Source organism: Ruegeria discodermiae (genome assembly GCF_030758345.1).
Classification (GTDB): domain Bacteria; phylum Pseudomonadota; class Alphaproteobacteria; order Rhodobacterales; family Rhodobacteraceae; genus Ruegeria_C.
The window spans coordinates 295101-319617 of sequence record NZ_JAVAMO010000003.1; the positions used below are offsets into that span (position 1 = coordinate 295101).

30 protein-coding genes are annotated in these 24517 nt (G+C 60.3%); 7 read left to right on the forward strand and 23 right to left on the reverse strand.

The annotated features are described in order from the left end of the window. Window positions 1–63: 63 nt before the first annotated feature. The 5 genes from Q5Y75_RS10570 to Q5Y75_RS10590 all read right to left on the reverse strand — a co-directional run bounded on the left by Q5Y75_RS10570 (window position 64) and on the right by Q5Y75_RS10590 (window position 3321). Complete coding sequence (locus tag Q5Y75_RS10570) at window positions 64–279, reverse strand: DUF1127 domain-containing protein (RefSeq protein ID WP_306197044.1); 216 nt, start codon at window positions 277–279, stop codon at window positions 64–66. 382 nt (window positions 280–661) lie between these two features. Next, window positions 662–1486 (reverse strand): DUF445 family protein, encoded by an 825-nt coding sequence (locus tag Q5Y75_RS10575; RefSeq protein WP_306197259.1) that lies wholly within the window; start codon window positions 1484–1486, stop codon window positions 662–664. Further along, window positions 1446–2360: a DUF445 domain-containing protein gene (locus tag Q5Y75_RS10580; RefSeq protein ID WP_306197045.1), complete on the reverse strand. Its 915-nt coding sequence runs from the start codon at window positions 2358–2360 to the stop codon at window positions 1446–1448. Before Q5Y75_RS10580 ends, Q5Y75_RS10575 begins: the two co-directional genes overlap by 41 nt. Window positions 2361–2369: 9 nt before the next feature. Then, window positions 2370–2876, reverse strand: coding sequence for an alpha/beta fold hydrolase (locus Q5Y75_RS10585; RefSeq protein ID WP_371933252.1), 507 nt, complete (start codon window positions 2874–2876; stop codon window positions 2370–2372). After that, window positions 2854–3321: a MaoC family dehydratase gene (locus tag Q5Y75_RS10590; protein ID WP_306197049.1), complete on the reverse strand. Its 468-nt coding sequence runs from the start codon at window positions 3319–3321 to the stop codon at window positions 2854–2856. The genes Q5Y75_RS10585 and Q5Y75_RS10590 overlap by 23 nt, the downstream gene beginning before the upstream one ends. A gap of 545 nt (window positions 3322–3866) precedes the next feature. On the opposite strand from Q5Y75_RS10590, the gene Q5Y75_RS28645 reads away from it, so the two are divergent. Continuing rightward, complete coding sequence (locus tag Q5Y75_RS28645) at window positions 3867–4331, forward strand: hypothetical protein (protein WP_306197050.1); 465 nt, start codon at window positions 3867–3869, stop codon at window positions 4329–4331. Window positions 4332–4603: 272 nt separating this feature from the next. Here the strand turns inward: Q5Y75_RS28645 and Q5Y75_RS10600 are convergent, their stop codons facing one another. The 4 genes from Q5Y75_RS10600 to Q5Y75_RS10615 form a co-directional block, all read right to left on the reverse strand. Further along, window positions 4604–4813, reverse strand: a complete 210-nt coding sequence (locus Q5Y75_RS10600; protein ID WP_306197052.1) for a hypothetical protein — start codon at window positions 4811–4813, stop codon at window positions 4604–4606. A 127-nt stretch (window positions 4814–4940) separates the two neighbouring features. Further along, window positions 4941–5561, reverse strand: a complete 621-nt coding sequence (locus Q5Y75_RS10605) for a 2OG-Fe(II) oxygenase family protein (RefSeq protein WP_306197053.1) — start codon at window positions 5559–5561, stop codon at window positions 4941–4943. A gap of 90 nt (window positions 5562–5651) precedes the next feature. Then, window positions 5652–5837, reverse strand: a complete 186-nt coding sequence (locus tag Q5Y75_RS10610; protein WP_306197055.1) for a hypothetical protein — start codon at window positions 5835–5837, stop codon at window positions 5652–5654. Between the two features lie 120 nt (window positions 5838–5957). Next, complete coding sequence (locus Q5Y75_RS10615) at window positions 5958–6128, reverse strand: hypothetical protein (RefSeq protein ID WP_306197057.1); 171 nt, start codon at window positions 6126–6128, stop codon at window positions 5958–5960. Between Q5Y75_RS10615 and Q5Y75_RS10620 the strand changes: the two genes are divergently transcribed. Next, entirely contained in the window at window positions 6112–6843 is a 732-nt protein-coding gene (locus tag Q5Y75_RS10620; protein ID WP_306197058.1) for a glycosyltransferase family 25 protein, read from the forward strand. The genes Q5Y75_RS10615 and Q5Y75_RS10620 overlap by 17 nt on opposite strands. Window positions 6844–6901: 58 nt before the next feature. Here the strand turns inward: Q5Y75_RS10620 and Q5Y75_RS10625 are convergent, their stop codons facing one another. After that, window positions 6902–7552: a peroxiredoxin gene (locus tag Q5Y75_RS10625; protein WP_306197060.1), complete on the reverse strand. Its 651-nt coding sequence runs from the start codon at window positions 7550–7552 to the stop codon at window positions 6902–6904. 205 nt (window positions 7553–7757) lie between these two features. Between Q5Y75_RS10625 and Q5Y75_RS10630 the strand changes: the two genes are divergently transcribed. Then, on the forward strand, window positions 7758–9197 hold the full coding sequence (locus Q5Y75_RS10630; protein ID WP_306197062.1) for an aldehyde dehydrogenase family protein: 1440 nt from the start codon (window positions 7758–7760) through the stop codon (window positions 9195–9197). Window positions 9198–9255: 58 nt separating this feature from the next. Here the strand turns inward: Q5Y75_RS10630 and Q5Y75_RS10635 are convergent, their stop codons facing one another. Both Q5Y75_RS10635 and Q5Y75_RS10640 read right to left on the reverse strand, forming a co-directional pair. After that, window positions 9256–9687 (reverse strand): glyoxalase superfamily protein, encoded by a 432-nt coding sequence (locus Q5Y75_RS10635; protein WP_306197064.1) that lies wholly within the window; start codon window positions 9685–9687, stop codon window positions 9256–9258. A gap of 218 nt (window positions 9688–9905) precedes the next feature. Next, the gene (locus Q5Y75_RS10640; RefSeq protein WP_306197066.1) at window positions 9906–10682 is read right to left on the reverse strand and encodes a nuclear transport factor 2 family protein; all 777 of its coding nucleotides are present in this window, start codon (window positions 10680–10682) and stop codon (window positions 9906–9908) included. A 108-nt stretch (window positions 10683–10790) separates the two neighbouring features. Between Q5Y75_RS10640 and Q5Y75_RS10645 the strand changes: the two genes are divergently transcribed. Then, window positions 10791–11159: a winged helix-turn-helix transcriptional regulator gene (locus Q5Y75_RS10645; protein WP_306197068.1), complete on the forward strand. Its 369-nt coding sequence runs from the start codon at window positions 10791–10793 to the stop codon at window positions 11157–11159. Window positions 11160–11162: 3 nt separating this feature from the next. On the opposite strand, the gene Q5Y75_RS10650 is transcribed toward Q5Y75_RS10645, so the two are convergent. Beyond that, window positions 11163–11810, reverse strand: a complete 648-nt coding sequence (locus tag Q5Y75_RS10650) for an RluA family pseudouridine synthase (RefSeq protein ID WP_306197070.1) — start codon at window positions 11808–11810, stop codon at window positions 11163–11165. Between the two features lie 96 nt (window positions 11811–11906). Between Q5Y75_RS10650 and Q5Y75_RS10655 the strand changes: the two genes are divergently transcribed. Continuing rightward, window positions 11907–12317: a nuclear transport factor 2 family protein gene (locus Q5Y75_RS10655; protein WP_306197072.1), complete on the forward strand. Its 411-nt coding sequence runs from the start codon at window positions 11907–11909 to the stop codon at window positions 12315–12317. A gap of 59 nt (window positions 12318–12376) precedes the next feature. Further along, window positions 12377–13030, forward strand: coding sequence for an SGNH/GDSL hydrolase family protein (locus tag Q5Y75_RS10660; protein ID WP_306197074.1), 654 nt, complete (start codon window positions 12377–12379; stop codon window positions 13028–13030). Here the strand turns inward: Q5Y75_RS10660 and rarD are convergent. The 9 genes from rarD to Q5Y75_RS10705 form a co-directional block, all read right to left on the reverse strand. Beyond that, window positions 13009–13914 carry an EamA family transporter RarD gene (rarD, locus tag Q5Y75_RS10665; RefSeq protein ID WP_306197076.1) on the reverse strand — a complete coding sequence of 302 codons (906 nt, stop codon included), beginning with the start codon at window positions 13912–13914 and terminating at the stop codon, window positions 13009–13011. The genes Q5Y75_RS10660 and rarD overlap by 22 nt on opposite strands. Window positions 13915–14059: 145 nt before the next feature. Further along, a complete protein-coding gene (locus Q5Y75_RS10670) occupies window positions 14060–16513 on the reverse strand; it encodes a GcvT family protein (protein WP_306197078.1) in 2454 nt (817 codons plus the stop codon). Between the two features lie 87 nt (window positions 16514–16600). Continuing rightward, complete coding sequence (locus Q5Y75_RS10675) at window positions 16601–17575, reverse strand: GlxA family transcriptional regulator (RefSeq protein ID WP_306197079.1); 975 nt, start codon at window positions 17573–17575, stop codon at window positions 16601–16603. Window positions 17576–17586: 11 nt separating this feature from the next. After that, window positions 17587–18483, reverse strand: coding sequence for a homocysteine S-methyltransferase family protein (locus tag Q5Y75_RS10680; protein WP_306197081.1), 897 nt, complete (start codon window positions 18481–18483; stop codon window positions 17587–17589). Next, window positions 18480–19532, reverse strand: a complete 1053-nt coding sequence (locus tag Q5Y75_RS10685; RefSeq protein ID WP_306197083.1) for a zinc-binding dehydrogenase — start codon at window positions 19530–19532, stop codon at window positions 18480–18482. Before Q5Y75_RS10685 ends, Q5Y75_RS10680 begins: the two co-directional genes overlap by 4 nt. Continuing rightward, window positions 19529–21973 (reverse strand): GcvT family protein, encoded by a 2445-nt coding sequence (locus Q5Y75_RS10690; protein WP_306197085.1) that lies wholly within the window; start codon window positions 21971–21973, stop codon window positions 19529–19531. Before Q5Y75_RS10690 ends, Q5Y75_RS10685 begins: the two co-directional genes overlap by 4 nt. A 14-nt stretch (window positions 21974–21987) precedes the next feature. Then, the gene (locus Q5Y75_RS10695) at window positions 21988–22368 is read right to left on the reverse strand and encodes a GFA family protein (RefSeq protein WP_306197087.1); all 381 of its coding nucleotides are present in this window, start codon (window positions 22366–22368) and stop codon (window positions 21988–21990) included. A gap of 4 nt (window positions 22369–22372) precedes the next feature. Further along, on the reverse strand, window positions 22373–22996 hold the full coding sequence (locus Q5Y75_RS10700) for a LysE family translocator (protein WP_306197089.1): 624 nt from the start codon (window positions 22994–22996) through the stop codon (window positions 22373–22375). Beyond that, complete coding sequence (locus Q5Y75_RS10705) at window positions 22996–23565, reverse strand: helix-turn-helix domain-containing protein (RefSeq protein ID WP_306197091.1); 570 nt, start codon at window positions 23563–23565, stop codon at window positions 22996–22998. Before Q5Y75_RS10705 ends, Q5Y75_RS10700 begins: the two co-directional genes overlap by 1 nt. A gap of 131 nt (window positions 23566–23696) precedes the next feature. Here Q5Y75_RS10705 and Q5Y75_RS10710 point away from each other — a divergent pair, with 131 nt between their 5' ends. Then, the gene (locus tag Q5Y75_RS10710; RefSeq protein ID WP_306197093.1) at window positions 23697–23957 is read left to right on the forward strand and encodes a DUF1294 domain-containing protein; all 261 of its coding nucleotides are present in this window, start codon (window positions 23697–23699) and stop codon (window positions 23955–23957) included. Window positions 23958–23964: 7 nt separating this feature from the next. Here Q5Y75_RS10710 and Q5Y75_RS10715 read toward each other — a convergent pair whose 3' ends face one another. Further along, a complete protein-coding gene (locus Q5Y75_RS10715; RefSeq protein WP_306197095.1) occupies window positions 23965–24456 on the reverse strand; it encodes a DUF2306 domain-containing protein in 492 nt (163 codons plus the stop codon). Window positions 24457–24517 lie beyond the last annotated feature (61 nt).

Consider the following 24517-nt stretch of genomic DNA (forward strand, 5'->3'; position numbering starts at 1 on the left):
CGCAACAAAAAACGCCCCCGGAGAACCGAGGGCGCTTTCCTGCGAGTGGCGGTGTGATCGAAATCAGTTGCCGTAAACGTGACGATGCACAGTGTCGGTGATATTGCTCCGCGACAGGCCGACATCAGCCAGTTCGCGGTCTGTCAGCCGCTCCAGTTCTCTGACGGTCTGGACATAGAGCGCGTGGCGGGCGCGGGCCTCTTTCGCTTCTTGAAAAAACGAGTTCAGGCGCGCGAAAATTCCGATAGGGGCGGATGTGTTTGTCAGTGTATATGTCATGTCATTTTCCTTTCAGTGTATCAGGACGAATTTCCTGACGGAGTATCTGGTCTGTTACCGATAACGGTCATTTAGGTGCCCTTGGTTGGGTCAACAACCGATGATCGGGACTGGCCGTTATGCGTTGAAGGCATAGCAATTGACCTGTCCGCCAAGGCTCCCCAACCGCCATGAGAGTGTGCGGGTTTGGTTTTTTTGTTCCTGGTCGTTGGTTCGCGCAGGCGCGTTTGTGGGGGCCTTCAAACGCGAAACAGGGGTCAGCCCGCTAAAGCACCGCAGGATGGTGGTGCCTTGGATTCCAACCTTCAAAAAAGGAAAGGGCCGATCCTCACCACAATGGGTGAGGCCGGCCCCAGCACTGTCAGGCATCTGATACCGATGTTCAGGCAGCGTTGCCCGGACGATAGGTGTCGATGATTTCTTTCAGCGGTGCATAAGCTTCCTTTACGCGCGTGTGGCTCATCTCGATCACTTCACGTGCGTTTGCGGCACCGTTTTCGATCGACGCGTGGGCATGTGCGGCCTGCAGGTCGATGACGTCGTTCAGGCATTTTGCCTGCATGGTGTCTTTGCCCAGGGCAACGTAGCCCTCAACGGCGTTCTTGGTATAACCCAGCAGGGTTTTGTCAACTTCGATGACGCCTTCGACAACCTTGCGGCCCGAAGTCACGTAAGCGCCGAACAGCGAGGAAACGGTGTTCGAAACATTGGCGATCGTGTTGGTTGCTTTCGTAACGGCGTCGGTAGCATCGGTCTTGGTGGCAGTTGCTTTGGCAGCCATTATATCTCTCCAGAATATCGCGATGAGACGGAGATAGGGAGGGCAATGCTGCAGTGCAACATGCTCATGCTGCAACGCGGCTCTACCAGCAGATACACCCAGGACCGCGCCGTTGATCCGAATGAGTTGAAGGTCGCGCCCGACCTCTGATTCCATGCGCGTGGCAAGCTGGTCGCTGTCCCAATCGGCAATACTTTGGGCGATGTAGTCGACGATCGCAGGCCGGATTTCGGTCAGCACGGCCTCAAACCCGCTGGCGAAGCGCGCATTGAGCTGGTCCAGCAACGCATCGGAGTCCTGGACCTCATGGCAAAGTCCTGCAGCGCCTTCGCCGTGAGGTCGGCGACCCGGTCCGGGTGTTCGACGAGGCTCTTGTCCACTTCGTTCAGAACCGCCGCCATAACCTGCTGCAGGGACTTGTCGAATTTCGCCGACTCGGTAAAGGCTTTGAACCCTTCATCGATATTCTCCGCGATCCGCCCGTTTCCTGGAAACGGTCGATCAGTATCGTGATCGATGTCTCGAAGTCCTTGCGCAGCGACGATTTCGGGTCCGAGGGTGCGTCAATGATCGACAGGACGCCGTCGACCAGGACCTCGGTAATGCGCTTGTCGACAGAGGTGGTGATCCACCAGCGGCTTCGGTCCTGCACCACCGTCATCACCGTGTCGCGGTTTTTGTCCAGCACCTCGCGCACCTGTAGCAGGATGTCGTTCAGCAACTGGCTGTGCACGCTGCCTTTCAGCAACTTGATGAACTGTCGCAACAGAGTGGGCGAGCCGACGAGCTTTGTCGTCAGGTCGCGCAGATAGGCCGTTGGGGCCGGGCCAATGCCACCACGCAGCTGGCTTTGCAGGATACCGTGCAGAAGCTCTGACAATGTCCTGCTCAATGCCTTGGCGTTTTCGGTCCTGTTCAGCCAGTTGGCCGCCCTTAGCGCCGGGTTCGTCCGCCGCAATTGCCGCATGAGCTGCTCTGGCGCCAGGAAATACTCATCGATGAAACGGGCGATATTGCCAGCCGCGCGCTTTTGATTTTTGGGCAGCGAGGCCGTGTGCGGAATGGGCAGCCCCAGCGGGTGCCGGAAAAGCGCCTCGACCGCGAACCAATCCGCCAGACCGCCGACCATACCAGCCTCGGCCATGGCGCGGATCAGCAACAGCCATGTGGGCGGTTCCGATATCGCGGAACTGGCCGCGAATATCAGCGACAGGCCAACCAGGATACCGGTGGCCTTGCGCCGAACCTTTCGGATTGCCGCAGCTTTTTGGATGTCGATCGTGTTGCCAGCCTCGTTCATAGCGAAGGATCAGGTTTCCGCCAAGGCCTTTTCGTGGGTGAACAGCTCGACCCGGTCCGCGATCGCCTCGGCTTGTGTCAGCACAAACATGTGACCGCAATCGACAAGTTCGAGCGTTGCGTTCGGCAATCGGCTCGCCAGAATCTTACCGTTAACCGGCGGAACAACCGGGTCTTGTTTGCCCATCAGAACAAGCGTCGGGATCTTGATGCGGGGCAGCCAAAGGTAGCTGGTCCAGCCCAGCCCGGCCAGCAGCTGATAGAGATAGCCGCGCTTGTCGCCTGCCTTCATCGCCATGGTGTGGTTTTTCAGCATTTCCTTCTTGAAGGCCACCTCGCCACCATAAAGCTCGGTCTCGACTTTCATCATGTAGTCCGGGTCGGTGTACCGCTTGTGGGTTACCATCTTGCGCAGCACGTCGACATTGCCCGGCACCATGACCAGACCCGCCGCCGTCGCGGCGAGGGTCAGCGTGTGGCACCGCTTCTGGAAATCATGCGCAAATTGCTGCGCCAGCGCCCCGCCTCAGGACACCGACCAGTTTGAAGTTCGACCGCACCGATGATCCGGCAAGAACCGGGGCCAGGAATCGCACTTTGCCCGAACAATAATTTAGCACGGCTTTTGCATCTGGCGGTACCACACCCGAACTCTCCGTCGCGGCAGCCAACAATGACAGAGTCAGAAACCCATGCGCGACTGGTCCGCCAAAGGGACCGAACTTGGTTGCCTTTTCAACGTCGACGTGGATCCACTGATGATCGCCGGTGACATCGGCAATATTGTTGATCATCTCCTGGGTGATTTCGAACGGGTCGGACGGGCCAAAGTCGTGACCAACCGCATCGGCAAGAGTTTGTGTTGAGTAGCTCGCAGGCGCGGTCATTTGGGGTTCTCCCGAAACATTCAATTTGATGTACGGCATCGACTTTGAGTGTTCGTCAATCCTGGGCCAATCCAACCTTGGCCTTCAGGGGAACGCTATTGCCAAACGGCTTGGCCCATTAAATTGTGACATAAGAGCACTCTGGCAAATGCCGTTGCAGAACAACGTTAGAAAGGCGGCAATTGGACTGGCCTGCAGGTCAAACCGCCTTCGCATGAGATGGATTCGTTGCATGATGAACGCTTGATCAAACCGGCCAATGGGATTTTGGGATTCCGAATAAACAGCAACAGGAACCCTCTATGCAGATCAGTATTACCATCGACTCACGCCAGCCGAAGCGCACGAACTTCTCGGGCTGCCGAGTATTCAGAAGTTCCAGGAGGAATGGCTGAAAACGGTCGAAACCAGAATTCTCGCCGACGCCGAGAGCTTCTCGCCCGAAAAGAGCCTGAACAGCTGGATTGCCGGCGCTTCCGTGAATGCTGACCTGCTGCGGGGCTTGATGAGCGCGTTCACCCCCGGTGGCAAATCCTGAGCAAAGCCCACGTCCGATGGTTGGATCGCGGGTCACCCGGTCGCGCCGGTCGCCTTGAAGACGCGGGCGTAGCCAACCGGGTTTGAGACGGGCCGACAATTCGTCAGCCGCGCAACTCACGGCCCAAGATCTTGCCGAAATTGGATTTCGGAAATTCGTCGAGGAACGTGATCTTGAGCGGGGTCTTGTCAGCCGTCATCTCATGGCGGCAATGCGCGAAATCTGTTCCTCTGTGACCTCAGCGCCGGGTGCCCTGACCACAAAGGCGCTGACCAACTCGCCGGTTTTTTCATCAGGCTGGCCAATGCAGGCACATTCCGCAACACCGTCGCAGGCGGTGACTGCCGCATCGACCGACGCACAGGTTATTTTCTGGCCAAAACAGTCAAAGGCGACGTTGTCAGCTTATTTTTCGGCAGCCTCTTCGAACGACGCCACGATCGAGGAATACGGATCCGGGTTGATTTCCGCAGGTATGCCAGGGTCGTGTGTTTTCAACCAGTTTTTCATTTCGGTTCTCCTCCGTATTGGCGCTGCTGAATGGTGACGCTGAACTCAAGGGGTTGGTCACACAGGCAGTTGAAACTTCGGTGCCGTATTGCCGGACAGCTCTGAACCCAGTGGCAAGCGCCATCTGCACTATAATTAATTGCATGCTCTTTCGTGCCTGACTCGCCGCGGGGCGTGTCATTGAGCCCATCCCGACCTTAGGCCAGGATGATTTCTCGTTTTTAAGAAAAATTGCATCAGCGATAGAATTCCGTAACGTCAAATCGCGTCCGGACGGAATGAAACAAGTGTAGGCAGACGCAAGCCAGGTCAGGGTTCAGCCACGTGCGAGCTCATTTCGGATGCAGCGGCAATCACCGCCAGATTGTCCTCGCCCAGATAAGCATGCGGCGACATTTCAAGGTGTCCCTCGCGCTTCTGAAGCAGGTCACTGCAATATGGATCGTGCCTCGCTATGGCTTTCTCGATGGCACGCATGTCCCTGCAAAACAGACCATTTTCGATCAGAAAATCCTGCACCTCTGCCTGACGGGAAAGGATGCAAACCCTTTGACGGAGCTACGTCACAGGGCCTTGGAGTATATGGGAACGCGTATTTTCGCCAGAGCAATCAAGCGGCGCTATCAACCCGCTGCGGCACGCTGCCTCAGTCCCAGCGATAATTGAAGCTGACGCTGATCCGCTCTTCTTCGGCCATGTTCATCGGCACTTCGTGGCGCAGCCAGCTTTCCCATAGCAGGACGTCCCCCACCTCGGGTTTGACATAGATGAAAGGCTGCAACTCGCGCCGCGCCTCCTTGCGGCGCACCGGGGAGGCCATCATCCGGGCCGAGCGGGGATCTTCCAGCTTCAGCGCGCTGACACCCTTGGGCATCGCCACATAGGTGGTGCCCGAGATCACGCTGTGCGGGTGGATATGGCTGGCATGCATCCCGCCCTCGGGCAGGATATTGATCCACAGATCTTCCAGCTTCAGCGCCCGGTCATCCAGATCGAACTCCAAATCCTGCGTAAATGCCGCCACATGGGCATCCAGCACCTTGACCAGATCGGCGAAGATCGGGAACCGCCAGGGCAGATCGGTCAGCGACGCATAGGACGTGTAGCCGGGATAGCCGTTCGCCTCGCACCAGTCCTGCCCGGCCTCATCATCCTCGGCAATGACGACGCAGGAGGATTCCAGCTCGCCCGCATCGATTCGAGGTTCGAATTCGGACAGGGCAGCACGATACAGGCGGGTGACGAAGAGCGATTCAATCTGTGACATGGCGCTGTCATAGCGCAACCTCACGCGGCGCGCGAGGGGCAGATCGCGTCGCGGATGCAGGCGGCCTGAAACGGCCACCTGCGGAACGGATTACTGGGTAATCGGCGAGCAGACCGTCGCGCCTGCTTCGGTTGTGGCAAGCTGATAGCCGCCCGGGCAACTGGCATTCCCTGCCTTGTCAAAGGTGGGCTGAACATAGACCGGTTCCGGCTCGGGCTGCGAACAGGCAGCGAGGGCCAGAACGAATGAGCCGATCAAAGCAGCTTTCAGTTTCATCGGTTGAATCCTTTATTTGTTAATTCTGAAATCCCGGCTCTGAAGGCGCCGGGCGAGAACACGTTCTCGTGAGCAATGATACATCTGCACCGCAACCTGTCGATCTTATTCTGAAAAATCTCACTCAAGCGGCGAAAAATCACCCTTGCGCATGGCAGCGCCGCTCGATGCTCGACCGGTGCGGCGGATGAATTGAACCACGCACGCTTTCTGCCTATACCAAAACAAAATATAGGGGACCCGATGCAGATGCCCCGGAAAGACCCCGCCAGGCATGCGCAGCTTCATCATCCATATGTCCTCCAGCACTGCGCGCCGTCCCAATGCAGAACTGCTGCGCACCCAATTGCCGCAGGCGGAATGGATCGAGGCAGTAAAGGGCCGTGACCCGGCGCAGATCGCCCATGTGACATGCCATGAGGGCAACCTGCACCGGCCGCATTATCCGTTTTCCCTGCTGCCAACCGAAATCGGCGTCTTTGAAAGCCATCGGCGCATCTGGCAGAAGATGGTCGACGAAGGGATCGACGGAGCCATCACCTGCGAGGACGACCTGCAGATCGACCCGGACAGATTCGCAACCGCGCTGGAGATCCTGAATGCGGTGGCGACACCTGATCACTATATCCGCCTGCCGGTGAAACAGCGCGAAGTGGCTGCCGAAACGCTGATCGAGCGCGACGGGCTTCGCCTGATCCTGCCCAGGGTAATCGCACTGCAGTGCCAGTGCCAGTTTGTCGGCCTCAACGCCGCCAAACGGTTGCTGGCCGCCACGCGAGAGATTGACCGGCCCGTGGATACCTTCCTGCAGATGCACTGGATCACCGGCCAACCGGTGCATGCGCTGATGGGGACCGGCAATCAGGAGGTCGCCGCACAGATCGGCGGGTCGACCATTCAGAAGACGGTCCCGGCCAGCGAAAAACTCACCCGCGAAATCAAGCGCGCGCTCTACCGTGCGAAGCTGCACCTGCATCCGCAGCGTTCCGCAGCTTCATCTGATTGAAACTATCCTCGGGGGAGAGCAGGCTTTGGGGGGCAGACGCCCCCCAAGCCCGGTTGCCTTATTGCGGCGCCTTGGTCTTGCGCAGATAGGGAAAGATCGTCTCGAACTCGCCGAACTTCTCCTTGGCTTCGTCGTTGCTGACCGCCGGCGGAATGATCACGTCTTCACCCGGTACCCAGTTCGCGGGGGTTGCCACGCCCTTGGCCGACATTTGCAGCCCGTCCAGCGCGCGCAGGATCTCGGCAAAGTTGCGGCCCACAGTCATCGGATAGGTCATCGACAGTTTCAGCTGCTTGTCCGGCCCGATGATGAAGACCGAGCGCACTGTGGCGCTGTCAGCCGGGGTGCGGCCATCGGGCAGGTAAGCCTCGGCAGGCAGCATGTCGAAGGCTTTCGACACTTCAAGACCGTCATCAGCAATGATCGGGAAGCCGGGATTGGCGTTGCCATAGGCCTCGATATCCTTCTTCCACTTCTTGTGATCTTCCACACCGTCGACCGAGACACCCATCACCTTGGTATTGCGCGCCGCCCATTCGTCGTTCAGCTGCGCCACAGCCGAGAATTCGGTGGTGCAAACGGGTGTGAAATCCTTGGGATGCGAAAACAGGATCGCCCAGCTATCGCCGATCCAGTCATGGAACTGGACGGTTCCCTGATCGGTTTCGGCGGTGAAATTCGGAACGGTATCGTTAATGCGTAAACCCATTCTAGCCTCCCATTGGGTTGAAAAGACGACTCGCGGTCACCGCAGAGCCTAGCCCCTCTGCCCCGGGAGTACATCCCATATCATTGCGCCAAACGGCACAAATCCCCGCAACCTACCAAGAGCCTTGCCCCGCGCAGATTGGCGTGCCAGTGTGCGCACAAATATCCGACCGATTGGTCGGGTTATATGCCTCGGAGGAACAGACATGCTGGAAAAGCGCGATTTTTACATCAACGGGGCCTGGGTCGCCCCGACCAAGCCGCAGGATCATCACGTGATCGATCCCTCGACCGAAGAACCCTGCGCGGTGATTTCGCTGGGCACGCAGGCAGATACGGATGCCGCCGTTGCCGCGGCCAAGGCCGCGCTTCCGGGCTGGATGGCCACCCCGGCCGCTGAACGAATCGCATTGGTCGAAAAGCTGGCCGAGATTTACCAGTCCCGCAGCGAAGACCTGGCGCAGGCCATGTCACATGAGATGGGCGCGCCGATCGATATGGCGCGAACCCAGCAGGTTGGCGCGGGCATCTGGCACCTGAAGAATTTCGTGCGCGCGGCCAAGGCCTTCTCCTTCGACAGCCCCTTGGGGGATCATGCGCCCAATGACCGGATCATCCGCGAGGCGGTTGGTGTCGCAGCCCTGATCACGCCCTGGAATTGGCCCATGAACCAGGTGACGCTCAAGGTTGGCGCTGCAGCAGTGGCGGGCTGCACCATGGTGCTGAAACCCTCGGAAGAAAGCCCGCTGAACGCGATGATCTTTGCCGAGATGATGGATGAGGTCGGGTTCCCGCCCGGCGTGTTCAACCTGGTCAATGGTGATGGTCCGGGGGTTGGCACGCAGCTTTCGGGGCATCCGGATGTGGATATGGTGTCCTTCACCGGGTCGGCGCGGGCTGGTGTGGCGATATCAAAACACGCGGCCGATACGCTCAAGAAGGTACATCTGGAATTGGGCGGCAAAGGTGCAAATCTGGTGTTCGACGACGCCGATGAAAAGGCGGTCAAACGTGGTGTTTTGCATATGATGAACAACACCGGCCAGAGCTGCAATGCGCCCAGCCGGATGCTGGTGCAGCGCGGGGTCTATGATCAGGCCGTCGAAACAGCCGTTGAGGTTGCGGCAAGAGTCGCCGTTGGCAGCGCCTCAGACGAGGGTCGCCATATCGGGCCGGTGGTCAATCAGGTGCAATGGACCAAGATTCAGGACCTGATCCAGACCGGCATTGACGAAGGCGCGCGGCTGGTTGCGGGCGGCACCGGGCGGCCCGAAGGGTTCAACAAGGGGTTCTATGTCAAACCGACAGTGTTCGCCGATGCCAACAATCAGATGACCATCGCGCGCGAGGAAATCTTTGGCCCGGTCCTGACCATGATTCCCTTCGATACCGAAGAAGAAGCGGTCGAGATCGCCAATGACACGCCCTATGGGCTGACCAACTATGTGCAGACCGGCAACCCTGAACGCGCCAACCGGATGGCGCGCCTGCTGCGCTCGGGCATGGTCGAGATGAACGGCCAGTCCCGCGCCGCCGGGTCACCCTTTGGCGGCATGAAGATGTCAGGCAACGGGCGCGAGGGTGGGGTGTTCGGGATCGAGGATTTCCTCGAAGTGAAAGCGGTCAGCGGCTGGACGGCCGAATGACCATGTAAAGCGGACCAAGGCGGTTAAGTCCGCCTTGGCCAGCCTTTCCCTCAGACGTTCAAGTCGGGCGCACCACCAGTTGCGGCTGGCCATCAGAGGTGCGCCGGATTGAACGCCCGTCCCATCCGATTTCGCCGCTGACACGCTGTCTGTAGGACGAGAAGCTGTCAAAGCGCACGACGTCGACCGGTTCATCGAAATGCAGCGTGATCCGGCGATGCCCGCCATCGCCGATGACGGTCAGCCCCCGAATTTCGGCGACGAAGGGCTGGCCCAGATAGTGCCCCTGAACCCTGTCGCCGACCCGTAATTTCAGACGATTGCCTGCCAGAGCGCAAAGCGTGTTCCAATCGCGCGCGCCATGTTGGCGGGCGACAAGCTCCAATGTCTGGCTATGCGACACGGACGTCCCGGCCTCGCGCAGGCTTTCTCGCAGGCGCTTGGCCTGGGCCTTCAGATCTTCGAGTGATGCGATAGTGTTGTCAGTCATTTCTTGCCTCGTTTCCTGTAACGGGCGCATCTGAAAAGACGAGGCTCGCATTGTCGTCACTGCGCCGGAAAGTGGCAACAGATGATGTCGTATCGGGTTTCACCATAGCCCAAGGGCCGCGAGCGGCAGGGGACCCGAACCTGTGGTCCTCGTAAGGCCCACAGGTCTTGTTTGTCAAGAATGCGGCCTCTGATCAGGCCATACAGATCCGCAACCGCCTAGAACTTGCCGTTCTCATGCGCCATCTCTGACGGGATCTCGGACACCGTATCCCAATGTTCGACGATCTTGCCGTCCTCGACCCGAAACAGGTCGAAAAACGCGGTGGGTGTCTCGCCCAGCACACCTTCGGAGGCGGCGAAGACAAAATTGCCCTCGGCCACGATGATCGGCGTGTCGGTATAGGCCATGACCTGCCCCGCCTCGGCCATTGCCGCCAGCGCAGCGCCCAGCCCGTCAAGGCCGTTTCCGATCATCGGGTTGTGCTGAATGTAGGTCTCGGTCGAGACATAGTCAGTGATCCGCTCGGGGGCGGCGCCGTTCAGCACATCGCGCAAGAAGCTTTCAACAAGCGCCTTGTTTTCGGCGGTCTTGTCCAGGTCGGTCACCTCGGTCGCCCCGTCGGTCATGGAATTGCCATTAGCAGTCTCTGAGGCGGGCACCGCAGGCTGCAGATTGTCCCAATGCTCGGCCACCTTGCCATCCTCAACCCAGAAGACATCGAACCCGACCAGTGTCTGAGCGCCAAAGGCCTGCGCGTTGTCATAGGTGGTGTGCAGCACCACCAGATCACCCTCGGCAATCACCCGGTGGATGGTTGCAGTCACACCGCTTTCCTGCAGCGCCGGGATGAAACCGATGATCGCCGCAGCCCCGGTGGGAACGGCGGGGTTGTGCTGGATGTAGTCCGGCGCGAGCAGCTCTTTGGCGGCCTCGGGATCGAAGTCGATGAACAGCGCAGACACGGCTTGTAATACGAGTTCCTTGGGGGTCATGGCGGATCTCCGGCAAGAGTTGAAGTGTATGCCGCATAGAGGTATTAATTTGGAACCAAGTGTCAATTACGCACTAAATCCATACCTGGTATCCTGAAAGGAACCGCGATGCCGCTGACCATTGAGACCAAGATGGATGAAAACGGACAGTGCCCGATCCGCGCGATCCTGACCACCGTGATGGGCAAATGGAGCTCGCTGATCCTGCTGTCGTTGAAAGGAGGGTCTTTGCGGTTTTCCGAGATCAAGCGGGGCGTGGGCGATATCACCCAGCGCGTGCTGACAGAGAACCTGCGCGCGTTGGAGCGTGACGGTTATCTGACCCGCACCGTCATCCCCGGCCCGCCAATCGAAGTGCATTACGAACTGACGGGTCTGGGGGGCGAGTTTGTGCAGCACTACATGCCGCTGGTCCGCTGGGCCTCGGAACGGCGCGAGACGGTTCTGGCCGCGCGCGAAAGCTGGGAACAGAAGTAGCGCTCAGAAATCCGGCTTGGCACGGAACTTCATCGAGGTGCCGCCTTCGGGGTTCTTAAGCCGCAGCTCTTCGGAATGCAGCATCAGGCGCTCATGGTCCCGCGCCGGGCCGGTGGCATAAAACGGATCGCCCAGGATGGGATGGCCCAGCGCCAGCATATGCACCCTGAGCTGATGCGAGCGGCCTGTTTTGGGCATCAACCGCACGCGGGTGGTCTTGCCCTCATGGCGCAGGACGCGCCAATCGGTCGTGGCGGGCTTGCCGGTCTCATGGCAGACCATCTGTTTCGGCCGGTTGGGCCAGTCGACGATCAGCGGCAGATCGACCGTGCCGGTCTTGGGCTCCAAACTGCCCCAGACCCGCGCCACATAGGTCTTGCGCGTCTGGCGTTTCTCGAATTGCAGCCCCAGATGGCGCTGCGCATGGGGCGTCTGGGCAAAGACCATGACGCCGGAGGTATCCCGATCCAGCCGATGCACCAGAAGCGCCTGCGGAAAGGCGGCCTGCACCCGGCTCAGCAGGCAATCTGCCAGATGCGCGCCCTTGCCCGGCACGGAGAGCAGCCCTGCAGGCTTGTTAACGACAATCAGTTGCGCGTCTTCATGCAGTATATCAAGTGCGGTCTGCGGGGGATCGTAACTCTCGGACATGCGCGCCTGCCTATCGCAGCCACAACGCTCCCGCAACGTCGTCCTTGCCTGCGGGCAGGACATCCGCAAGGCTTGCTGCAAAAAAGAGGAGAAATCATGCATCCAACCATCACCAGATTGCAGGAGATCATCGCAAAAGGTGACGAAACACTGATCGCCGGGATATTGGCCGAGGATGTTCGGTTCCAGCCACCAACCTACTACAAGACCTGGACAGGCCGCGCACCGGTGGCCGCAGTTTTAGGCCATGTTGGTCAGGTGTTCACTGAGTTCCGCTACCGCCGCATCTTGGGCGATGACAAGGATTGGGCGCTGGAATTTCAGTGTAAGGTCGGTGATCTGGATGCGGTGGGAGTCGACCTGATCACGCTGAACGATGATGGGCTCATTCAGGATTTCGAGGTGGTCATGCGCCCCTACAAGACCGTCGGTGCCCTGCGCGATGCGATGAATGCGCGGGTGATGACCGATGAGCGGTTCCTGCATTTCCGAGAGGCGCTGTCCTGATCGCGCCGGATCAGATCCTGCGCCTGCCGCTGGTGCCTGTGCTGCTGGCGCAAGGCCTCATGGTGCGGCGCAAAACACAACTACTGCCCGAGCCTGTCGGCGCACGCGCTGGTCGCGCAGGCGACGGACCGCCGCTGCGCCTGCTGATCGCGGGTGACAGCTCGGCAGCCGGGGTGGGTGTGACGACACAAGATCAGGCGCTGTCCGGTCAGATCGTTGCGAGACTTGCGCGCGACTTCACCGTCGACTGGCGATTGGAGGCCACCACCGGCCACACAACCCGAGACACGCTGGACCGCTTACAAAAGTCCCAGGAACAGGTGGACGTGGCCGTGACCGCGTTGGGTGTTAATGACGTGACCCGAGGGCGAACACGGGCGCAATTTGTGGCGCAGCAGCGCGCGTTGCTGGCGCATCTGACCGGCCCGTTGCAGACGCGCTGCGTGGTGGTCTCAGGCGTCCCGCAGATGGAGCACTTTCCGGCCCTTCCGCAACCGCTGGCCTGGGTGTTGGGTCGGCAAGCCGCCCGGCTGGACAAGGGGTTACATGCCCTCACTCGGGAATTTCCGCAGGCTCACCACCTGTCACATGACCTGCCGGATGACCCGTCGCTGGCAGCACAGGACGGATACCATCCCGGCGCGCGGCTCTATGATCTCTGGGCCGAGCAGATCGTGCAAGTAATCCGCGATCAGCTCCGCGCGCGCAGTTGACGGACCAGCGGGATCGAATAGACGACCAGAGCTGCCCAGATCAGGGGAAAGGCGATCATACGGGCCGTGTCCATCTGCTCGCCAAAGACCAAAATCGCGGTCAGAAAGATCATCGTTGGCGCGATATATTGCAGGATGCCGATGGTCGAGAGTCGCACCAGCTTGGCCCCGTTTGCATAGACCAGCAGCGGCACCGCAGTCACCAGCCCGGCGCCAAGCAGCAAGGATGTGTCGGTCGACAGCAGCCCGAAATGACCCGTTCCCGCAGCCCCCAGCCAGGTGACATAGGCCAGGGCCGGGATCAGCAGGATCAGCACCTCCAGCAGGAAGCCCTGGTTGGGACCGATCGGCAGGGATTTCTTGAAGAAGGCATAAAACCCCCAGCTGACCATCAGGCCCAGCGCCGCCCAGGGCAGCTCTCCGGCTTCAAAAATAAGCACCGCCACGCCCAGAGCAGCCAGCAACACCGCCGCCCATTGGGTGCGGGTGAGTGGCTCGCGCAGCAGCAGCGATGCCAGCGCAATGCTGAAGAGCGGGTTGATGTAGTAGCCAAGGGCGGCGTCCAGCGCGTTGCCGCTGGCAATCGCCCAGACATAAATCGCCCAATTGACCGAGATCAGCGCGGCCGTCAGACAGGCCATGCCCAGCATCCGCGGATTGCTCAGCGCCGCCTTCAGGTCGCGGGTGCGTCCCAGCGCCACCAGCAGCAGCCCCGCAATCGGCACCGACCAGATGATGCGATGGGCGACGATCTCGACCGGGGGAATATGCGCCATCAGCTTCATATAAAGCGGCAGAAACCCCCACATCACATAAGCAGTGATCGCAAGCGTCAGCCCCTTTGGCGTGTCGACGTCTTCGACAGGAGATGCTGTCAATGCCATGGCCGGTCTCCGGATGATACCAGCCGTGTTTAGGGCAGGTCACCGGTCAAAGGAAACACTCATATCTGTGAGGTTGCTCATCACGGATTCTGATGGGTCGGGACACCGCTGCATGGCGTGTCTGGCAGAGCCCCGACCCCGGATATCACGCTTTGACCCGTTCCGATTTGGGATCATACATCGGCTTGAGCGAGGCTTCAGCCTTTACCTTCACACCACACACGTCGATCTCGTAGGTCGAGGCCAGCACGTCAGCGGCCTTTTCACCCTCACAAGGGACATAGCCCAGACCAACAGCAGCCCCCAGCGTATGGCCATAGTTGCCAGAGCTCAGATAGCCCACATATTCACCATCACGCAGGATCGGTTCGTTGTGGAACAGGAGCGGCTCGGCGTCGGTCAGCTTGAACTGCACCAATCGGTTCTTGGGGCCGTTTTCCTTGCGCTCAATCACCGCCTGCTTGCCGATGAAGTCGGCAGGCTTGTTGGCCTTGACGGCAAACCCGAGGCCCGCATCGACCACGTGGTCCTCACAGGTGATGTCATGGCCGAAATGGCGGAAGCCCTTTTCGATCCGGGCGCTGTCCATCATGTGCATCCCGCAAAGCTTCAGGCCCATGTCCTGTCCGGCCTCGTGCAGGGTTTCAAACACATGCCCGGCCATATCGGACGAGACATAGACCTCCCAGCCCAGCTCGCCCACATAGGTCACGCGGTGAACGCGGGCCAGACCCATGCCGATCTCGACCTCCTGTGCGGTGCCAAACGGGTTCACCTCGTTCGAGAAATCGCCAGGCGAGACCTTTTGCAGCAGTTTCCGGGCGTTCGGGCCCATCACTGCCAGCACGCCTTCGCCTGCGGTCAAATCGGTGATGACAACGTTGAAATCGCCCTTGTGGCGTTCCATCCAGGTTTGGTCGGCCAGACGGGTGGCCGCCGGGGTGACGACCAGATAGGCCAGCTCGCTCAGGCGGGTGACGGTCACATCCGCCTCGATCCCGCCGGAGCGGTTGAGGAGCTGGGTATAGACGATCTTGCCCGTGGGCACCGAATAGTCGCCGCCGCCCACATAGTTCATAAACGCCTCGGCATCCGGCCCTTCGACCCGGATCTTACCGAAAGAGGACATGTCATACATGCCCACATTCTCGCGGATCGCGCGATGTTCGGCGGCGGAATTTTCGAACCAGTTCTGGCGCTTCCAGCTATACTGGTATTCCCGCTCCTGCCCGGCATTGGCGAACCAGTTTGCGCGTTCCCAGCCAGCAAGCTCGCCCATGACCGCGCCGTGCTCCAACAGGTGGTGATGGAAGGGTGTACGGCGCACGCCGCGCGCGGTGGCTTTCTGGCGATAGGGGAAGTGGTCGGCGTAGAGCAGGCCCAGCGTTTCCTTGGAGCGTTCGAAGAGGTACTGTTTGTTGCCCTGAAACGGCTGCATCCGGCTGATATCCACGTCACCCAGATCAAAGGGTTTCTCGCCCGTATCCATCCATTCCGCCAGTGCCATACCGGCACCACCCGCAGACTGGATACCGATCGAGTTGAACCCGGCGGCAACCCAGACATTGTCCATCTCGGGCGCGAGTCCGAGATGATAGGCATCATCTGGAGTAAAGCTCTCAGGACCGTTGAAGAAAGTGTGAATGCCTGCCTCGGCCAGCAGTGGCACGCGTTCCACCGCCTTTTCCAGGATCGGTTCGAAGTGATCGAAATCCTCCTGCAGCTGGTCGAATTCGAACGAGTCCGGAATACCGTCCATCGCCCAGGGCTTAGACTCGGGCTCAAATGCACCCAGCAGGATCTTACCCGCGTCTTCCTTGTAGTAGGCGTATTCATCCGGCACCCGCAGCACGGGCAACTGGGTCATCCCTTCGATGTTTTCGGTGACGATATAGAAATGCTCGCAGGCATGCAGCGGCACGTTCACACCCGCCATGCGGCCCACTTCATGGCCCCACATGCCAGCGCAGTTCACCACCATGTCGCATTCGATATGGCCCGAGGCGCTGCCATCATCCGATACCCAGTCAACGCCGGTGACCCTGCGCCCGGATTTGACGATCTCGGTCACCTTGGTGCGTTCCTTGACAAAGGCACCGCACTGGCGTGCGCCCTTGGCAAGGGCCAGCGCGATATTGGCCGGATCACCCTGCCCGTCCAGCGGCAGATAGACCGCGCCCTTGACGTCGTCGAGGTTGATATGCGGATAGAGCTCCTGCACGCGCTCGTTGGAGATTTCTTCGACCTCGACACCAAAGGCGCGCGCCATGGCGGCCTGGCGATAGATCTCTTCCTTACGTTCTTCGGTGAGCGCGACGGTGATTGAGCCGCAGCGCTTGAAGCCGGTTGCTACACCAGTCTCTTCTTCCAGCGAGCCATAGAGTTCCTGACTGTATTTCGCCAGCTTGGTCATGTTGGCGGTCGCGCGCAGCTGCGCGATCAGACCAGCCGCGTGCCATGTGGTGCCAGAGGTCAACTGCTTGCGTTCCAGCAGCACAACATCGCTCCAGCCCTTTTTGGTCAGGTGATACGCGACCGAACACCCGATCACGCCACCCCCGATGATGACAACACGCGCCTTGCTGGGAAGATCTGCCATGGTTTTACCTCCGATTCTGCCGTTGCGCCTGTCTTGCCACGGGTATGCGGCGGAAAACCTGTAAAAAGCGTCAAGCTTTGCCGGAAATCAGGGATGATCCGGGCTCCGGCGGCGGCGACGGATCGCAAACGGGGTGACGCCGAAGAAGCTCTTGTAAATGCCAGAAAACCCGTTCGGAAACCCGCAGGCCAGCCCGATCTCGCGGATGCTCATCGTGGTGTTGAGCAGCAGATTGTTGGCCTTGGTCAGGCGCATCTCACGATAGAACCCGTTGGGAGTGGCCCCCAGAAAGGTTTTGAACTTGCGTTCCAGCGATCGGTTTGACAGGCCCAAAGTGCCAACGAGTTCATGAATTGCAATCGGCTCTTCGATATTGGCCTGCATGATCTTGATACACTGATCCAGCTTCTCATCGCCGGTGGTGGTTGATTTGATGCCGGAATAGGGTTGCGGAGAGGCATAGTCGCGCACCCGCTCATGCAGAAAGATGTCGGACACCGTCATCATCGCCGCGCTGGACATATGCCGCCCGATCAGTTCCAGCGTCACGTCGATGGTCGATCCCATACCCGCACAGGTCACCACTTGCCCCACCTGCGCGGCCAGCGCGTGGCGGGCGTCAAACGGCTCCATCCGTTCCCGCAGGATGAAGGAGTTTTCCCAATGGGTGGTGTGCTGCCCCGACTGGCCGCCAAACTCGCGGATATAACGCGTCGCCGCTTCTGCCAGCAGGAACACCTGCGCACCGCGATAGGTATAATCCTGCACGATGCGCCCCAGCGACAGGTCCGGGTGATCAGGATCGGCATTGCCGATCACGAAGACATAATCCGCATTGGCGTTGCGGTCGGTCTTTTCGGTCTCGACACGCGCGCCCGCGCGGCACGACACGGGCCCGCCGCGGCGCGACCGATAGAGCCATGTGAACTGCGCTTTGGGGAAGACCCTGTTGGCGGTTCGGATCACATCGACCACACCGGCGACCTCGGTCAGAACGAATCCATCCGCGACGATCACATCGAAATGGATCACGCGTGGCTGTTGGTTCGTTTCGCCCGCCATTCCCGCCGCCTCTAAACGATCTGGTGGCCAGCGGCGCGCAGCCTTCGGGCCAGTTCAGCGATATTGTCCGGGCCGACCTCACAACAGCCGCCGACAATCGTGGCACCTTGCGCGACCCAGCCCATGGCGTGATCGGCGTATGCGGTGGGGCCAAGGTCCTGTCTGTGTTCCAGCGCATCGACCGTAGGCGCCTCCGTCAGAAACGCCTCGGAAATCCGGGTGAAACCGTTGGCATAGGCGCCAAAGGGTTTTCCAATACCCTTGATCCGGTCAAGCGCTGCCGGAATCGCCTCGGGGCGGGAACAGTTGATCAGCAGCGCGTCGGGTTCGAAACGTGTAACAAGCGGGGCAATGTCTGCGAGGTCTTCGCCCGACCGCAGGTGCGTGCCGTCTTCATCCTTGACGGTCAGGGCCAGCCAGACCGGCCTGCCGCAGCCCTCGGTGCCCAAAAGCGCGCCCTCGGCCTCAAGCAGAGAGGACACTGTTTCGAGCAGAAACAGGTCCACATGATCGCGCATCCGCGCCACCAGCTCGCCATATCTCTCTTTTGCCAGATCCACGGGCGGATGCAGATCCGGGCGATAGGAGGCCAGCAGCGGCCCCAGCACGCCCGCGATCCGGCCCGACCCGTTGGCATCGCGTGCCTGACGCGCCTGGGAAATGGTAGTATCGACCAGATGCAGCAACTCGCCTTCAAGCCCGACACGCTCCAGCCGGTTGCGGTGCAGCGCGTAGCTATTGGTGGAGGCTATCGTGGCCCCGGCGCGAAAGTAGTCGGCATGCACTTCGCCCACGAGAGTCGGGTGGTCGATCATCACCTGCGTCGACCAGAGCGGCGTCGCGCGATCGCCGCTGCGTTTGACCAGTTCCTGCCCGATCGAGCCATCCAGAAGCGTGATATCCGTCATGGGATCAGCACCAGTTTGCCGGGATGGGTCTTCGCCTGAAACTCCTCCTGCGCGCGTGTGATCTCGCGCAACGGATAGGTTTTCGAAACCAGGGGCTTGACGTGACCCGCCTTCATCAGCGCCACCAGACGTCCGAACACCTCTGGTGGCTGATGGGTGCAGCCGTGAATGGTGATGTCGCGCAGATAGATCTCGCGCAGATCGGCCTCGACCATGGGACCCGCGATCGCGCCCGAGACCGCGTAGTGCCCCCTCGGTTTGAGAGCGCGGATCAGGTCGGGCCAGGCCGGGCCGCCCACCACGTCGATGACCGCATCGAAGCTGTCCTGCGGCGGTACGGAATCCCGGTCAAACGTGTCACTGGCACCCATTTGCAGGACCACCGCGGATTTGACCGGGCTGGTCACTCCGGTCACCGAGGCCCCGTGCAGCGCCGCAAGCTGAACCGCTGCGAGCCCCACACCGCCGGACGCGCCGGTGACCAGAACCCTGTGGCCCGCCGTGACACCAGCTCGGGTCAGCAGGTTTTCTGCCGTGCCATAGGCGCAGGGAATGGCGGCGATCTCAATGTCCGAGAGGGGCGCTGCGGTGACGTCATAGAGGTCACCCGCCTCGACCAGGCAATATTGCGCAAAGGCCCCGTCGATCTCGGAACCCAGGGCGATGAAGCCCTGCGGATTTCCGGGGCTTGGGCGTGGCAGGTTGATCGGGCAGGTCACCCGCTGACCGGGTTCAAAACCAGTCTCCGGCCCGACCTGTTCTACAATTCCGCACAGATCGCCGCCCTGAATGCGCGGGAAGGCCAAGGCACCGCCCCAACCGCCCGCCTCGACATCTTGATCAACCGCATCGGTGGCGCCGGTGACATCCGAGGAATACCAGCCCACCCGCGTATTGATATCGGTGTTGTTGACCCCGGCCGCGGCCACCCGAACCAGAACCTGCCCCGGTCCGGGGACCGGAACAGGAATATCCTCGCGCCATTCCAGCGCCTTCGGCCCGCCATGGCGGGTCAGATGGACGCCGGACATAGTCACGGGTGCTGTCATGCGCGCAGTCGCTCGTTTTCTGGATCCCAGAGCGGCGCATCCGTCTGCACGATGGCCTTGCGGCGCTCGCCGTAGATCTCCACCTCAAGCTCGGTGCCCGGCGCGGCCAATTCGGCACGCACCACGCCCAGCGCGATCGACTTGTTCACGCGATAGCCATAGTTGCCGGATGTGGTCTCGCCCACCACCTCATCACCCTTGAACACGGTCGACATATAAGGCGCGTCAGCATCGCCCGCATCGATGACCAGCGTGACGAAGCCTTTCTTGGAGCCTTGCTGTTTTTCCGACAGCAACGCGGCCTTGCCGGGAAAATCCTGCGGCTTGTCGAGTTTGACGAAGCGACCGAGGCCTGCTTCCAGCATCGAATAATCCGTCGACAGATCACCCTTCCAGGTCCGGTATCCCTTTTCGATCCGCATGGAATCGAGCGCATACATGCCAAAGGGTGTCGCACCGGCATCGCGGATAGCGGCATAGACCTCGGCCGCATTTTGGGTTGCGACATGCACCTCCCAGCCCAACTCGCCGACAAAGGACACTCGGGCCAATATAGCCTCATGCCCGGCAACCGTGGCGGATTGCAGGCTGAGCCAGCTTGCGCTCAGATCGGCATCGGAGAGGCTTGCAAACAGGTCGCGCGACTTCGGACCGGTGACCAGCATCGTCGTGTAGTCACGCGACACATCGGTAAGCGTCAGCCCCTCGGGCAGGTTGCGCCAGAGCAGTTCGAAATCGTGCCACTGCGCGACCGCTGCGGTCATCAGCGTAAAATCATCTTCGCCATGACGGATGCAGGACATCTCGGTCAGGATGCGGCCGCGATTGTCGCTGAGGTAGATCAGGTTCATCCGCCCCACCTTGGGAAGCGCCCCGGCAACCGTCCCGCGCAGCCATTCCGCAGCACCTTCGCCCGTGAGCGTGAAACGCGAGAAACCGCACATGTCGATGACACCAACGCCATCACGCACTGCCTCGACCTCTTCCTTAACGCGATTCGCCCAAGGGCCATCGCGCAGCCAGGTCTCGGTCGCTGCCTCGGAGGTGTCGTCGCCCTCTTTGGCGAACCAGTTGGCCCGCTCCCATCCGTTATAGGCCCCCATCTGGCCGCCATCAGCAACCAGCCGGTCATGGTTGGGCGACAGTTTCTTGCCCCGCGCTGCGGGCCATTCGTGATGCGGGAAATGCATGGCGTATTCGTGGCCATAGGTTTCCAGCGCCTTCTTCAGACAGAAGTCGAAATCCGCGTGCTCGGTATAGCGGCGGCTGTCGACGGCCCACATGTCCCACTCGGTCTCGCCTTCGGTGATCCACTCGGCCATGACCTTGCCCGCACCACCGGCCTGAACGATACCGAAGGTGAAGCTGTGCGCCTCGAACGCGTTCTTCACGCCGGGCATCGGGCCCATCAACGGCAACCCGTCGGGCGCGTAGGGGATCGGGCCATTGATCACACGGCCAACGCCGGAGGTGCCGAGAAGCGGCACACGGCCCATGGCGTCCTCAATGTACCATTCCAGCCGCTCAAGATCGTCAGGATAGAGCTGGAACGAGAAATCATGCGGCATCGGATCTTGCGGCGTGACCCAATGCGCCTTGCAGTTCCGCTCATACGGGCCGAGGTTTAGGCCATGCTTGTCCTGACGCAGATAATAAGAGGTATCTACGTCGCGGATCATCGGTAGCTTTTTACCGTTCGCCTTGGTCCAGGCCTCGATTTCCGGGATTTCTTCGGTCAGGAAATACTGGTGCGACATGACGGTCAGCGGTACGTCGCGCCCACCATAGGGCTTGAACCATTCGCCGACGCGCTTGGCGTAATAGCCCGCGCAGTTCACAACGAATTCGGCCTTGATGTCACCCTTGTCGGTATGCACGACCCATTCGTCCCCATCACGGCTGACGCCGGTGGCGGGGCAGAAACGCTGGATATTTGCACCCAGATCGCGTGCGCCTTTGGCCATGGCCTGGGTCAGCTGTGCCGGATCGATGTCGCCATCAAGGGGATCCCATAGAACACCCATCAGATCGTGGGTTTCCATGAAGGGATAATAATCCAACGCCTCTTGCGGGGTCAGCATATCCATTTCCAGACCCTGATACCGGGCCATGGAGGCGACTCGCTCAAACTCCTGCATGCGTTCCTTGGTGTGACCCAGACGCAGGGCGCCGGTGACGTGATAGTTCATCGGATAATCTACGTCTTCGGCCAGGGTACGGTACATCTCAAGCGAATAGCGCTGCATGTTCATCACCGCCCAGGAACCCGAGAAGTTCGGGCAGTTACCCGCCGCGTGCCAGGTCGACCCGGCGGTCAACTCGTTCTTTTCCAGCAGGACACAATCGGTCCAGCCCGCCTTCGCGAGGTGATAAAGCGTCGACACGCCCACCGCGCCCCCGCCGATGATGACCACACGTGCCGTTGTCGGAAATTCAGCCATTTTCTAGTTCCCGTTCATTGTGCCCGTTGGGGCAGACCGTCTTTGAGTTCATAATAATCGCCCTTGTCCGCCACGAAGATATGGCGGTTCAGGGTCAGTCCGGTGGGCGCATCGAACGCCCCCATGGAGATCGAGATCGTGTCCTCGTCCGCGTGCTGCCAGAAAAGGAAAGACCCGCAATTCCTGCAAAACCCGCGTTTTGCGGTGTCAGAAGCACGAAACCAGCCAAGCGTCTCGCTCGCGTTAAAGCTCAGATTGTCCTGGTGAGTCTCGGTCGAAGACCAGTGATGGCCCGACTGCTTGCGGCACTGGGTGCAATGGCAGGCCGAGGGCGGCGCGAGCGCGCCGTCGATGGTGAACGCAACCTGACCGCAGAGACAGGATCCCGTGTGCATCGCTCTATCCTCGCGCCGCAGGGGTACTGCTGGCACCCAGCAACAGCCCGTAGAAGACAAAGCAGCCCGCCATGACGCGCCGCACCCAGATGTTGAAGACCGCCCCCAATGCTGCCCGCCCCATGAGCGCGCCCAACAGGGTAAAGCCGGTATAGCTAAGCGCGGTGATGATCAGCGCGGTCGGCATGATCACCCCCATCTGCTGCCAGATCGGCACATCCGGCTGCACAAATTGGGAAAACGCGGCGAGATACCCCGCAACGCTTTTGGGGTTGATCGTGGCAATGGCCAGCGCGTGCAGATAGACGTGGCGGGCGGGCCGTTCTGTGGCGGGCGCCGGCCTTGAGGCGTTCATCCAGCCGCGAATGCCCAGATAGATCAGGAAGCCAGCGCCGATCAGCTTGGCAATGAAAAAGCCTGTGGGCGAGGCGGCGATCAGCGCGGTAACGCCCAGCGCCGACAGGATCAGGAAGGCGCTGGCCTGCGTCAGGATCGCCAGCACACCGATCATGGCCTTGGCAAAAGGCAGGCTCATCCCGTTCGAAATGCAGTTTACCGCGTTCGGCCCCGGTGTGGTGACAAACACCACCCAGAACAGCGCGAATATGGTCCAGGCCTCGATGCTCATCAATACACCGGCGGGGCGATGACCCAGACGGCCACGGCGGGAACGTCATAAGGGTTGGCCCAGTGATAGACTTCCTGCTTGATGCGAAAGCTGTCCCCGGGGCCGACGGTGAACCGACGCCCTCCAATGGTCAGATCAAGCTGCCCGGACACCATATAGCCGACTTCTTGGGTCGGGCGATCTGCCGGGGTCTGCATCTGAGAGCGTGGCTGAAAGGTCGAATGCACCATTTCGAATTCATCACTCAGATCGGGTGAGAGTAGCTCTTCGATCAGCCCCTCTTCGCCTGAGCCCATCGGGCGGCGCGAACCGGCACGAACGACATAGCCCTGCTCCTCGGCTGGGGCTGCGGAATGGGCAAAGAGCATCGACATTGGCACGCCCAGGCATTCCGCGATCTGGCGCAGGTCCGAGATGGTCGGCGCGGACATGTCGCGCTCAACCTGGCTGAGCCAGCCGACTGAACGATCCAGCTTACCGGCGATATCGGACAGTGTGAGGCCACGCGCCTTGCGCAAGGCGCGGATATCGACCCCCAATGTCGCTCGCTGCGGGGCCTGATCGTTCACATGTCCCTCCGTCAACTTCGTGAAATTTTTGCGCTGTTTTTCATTTAGCCCCGATTCCGTGAAATTTCCAAGCATTTTTTCATTGCGCTTGGATTTTCGCTGACGGTATCACCCGGGGCATGTGGAATGTGGTGTTTTTCCTGTGGGCCATAAACGGCCTGACGATCGCGCTGTTCGGCTGGGACAAACTCTGCGCCCGGCGCAAACGGCTGCGCGTGCCCGAGCGTAGATTGCATTGGTGTGCGGCCCTGGGCGGCAGCCCCGCAGCCTTGCTGAGCCGCTGGATTTTCCGTCACAAAACCCGCAAACAGCCGTTTTCGCGCTGGCTGTGGGGGATAATCATGGTGCAAGCGGGGCTGGTCGGGCTCGCCGCATCCAACGGGCTCATCTGATCTGCGGCTAAACCGAAAAGAGTCTGCCCTCCTGCGCGAACCACCAGCGTGCGATCAGCAATAACAGCCCCGCCGCCATCACCCAGTAGCCATTCTCAGGATGGCTCGCAAAAAGTGTCTCGTTCAAACGACGGCCCGGCATGAGCGTCAGGAGCCCCGCAAAGCCGATCCCCCACCAATAGACGCCCTGCATGGTGGCCTTGTGCTCGGTAATGCGGGTAGCCCGCGCATCAATGAGGCCGGAAATCAGGCCGTGGAGAACAAAGATCGAGAGCAGGTGGATGGGTCCGAACGGGCCAATGATCCTCCAACCGGAAATGAAGAAAGACGACAGCGCCATCACGGCCATTGCGACAACCCAGACATAGCCGAGTGATTTATGCAGCAGATCGCGCCTCTTGCGGTAGATCACGAACGGGCCCAGCACTGTCGCCGGTATCGCCGCAAAGACGTGAATCTGGATCGCTGGCGGAGCATTCAGGATCGGGTCGAGCGTCACCTCTGGGCCTTTCGCGCTGTTGGAAACGCGTCTACTCTGATCGGCACCCGCCCCGAGGTAA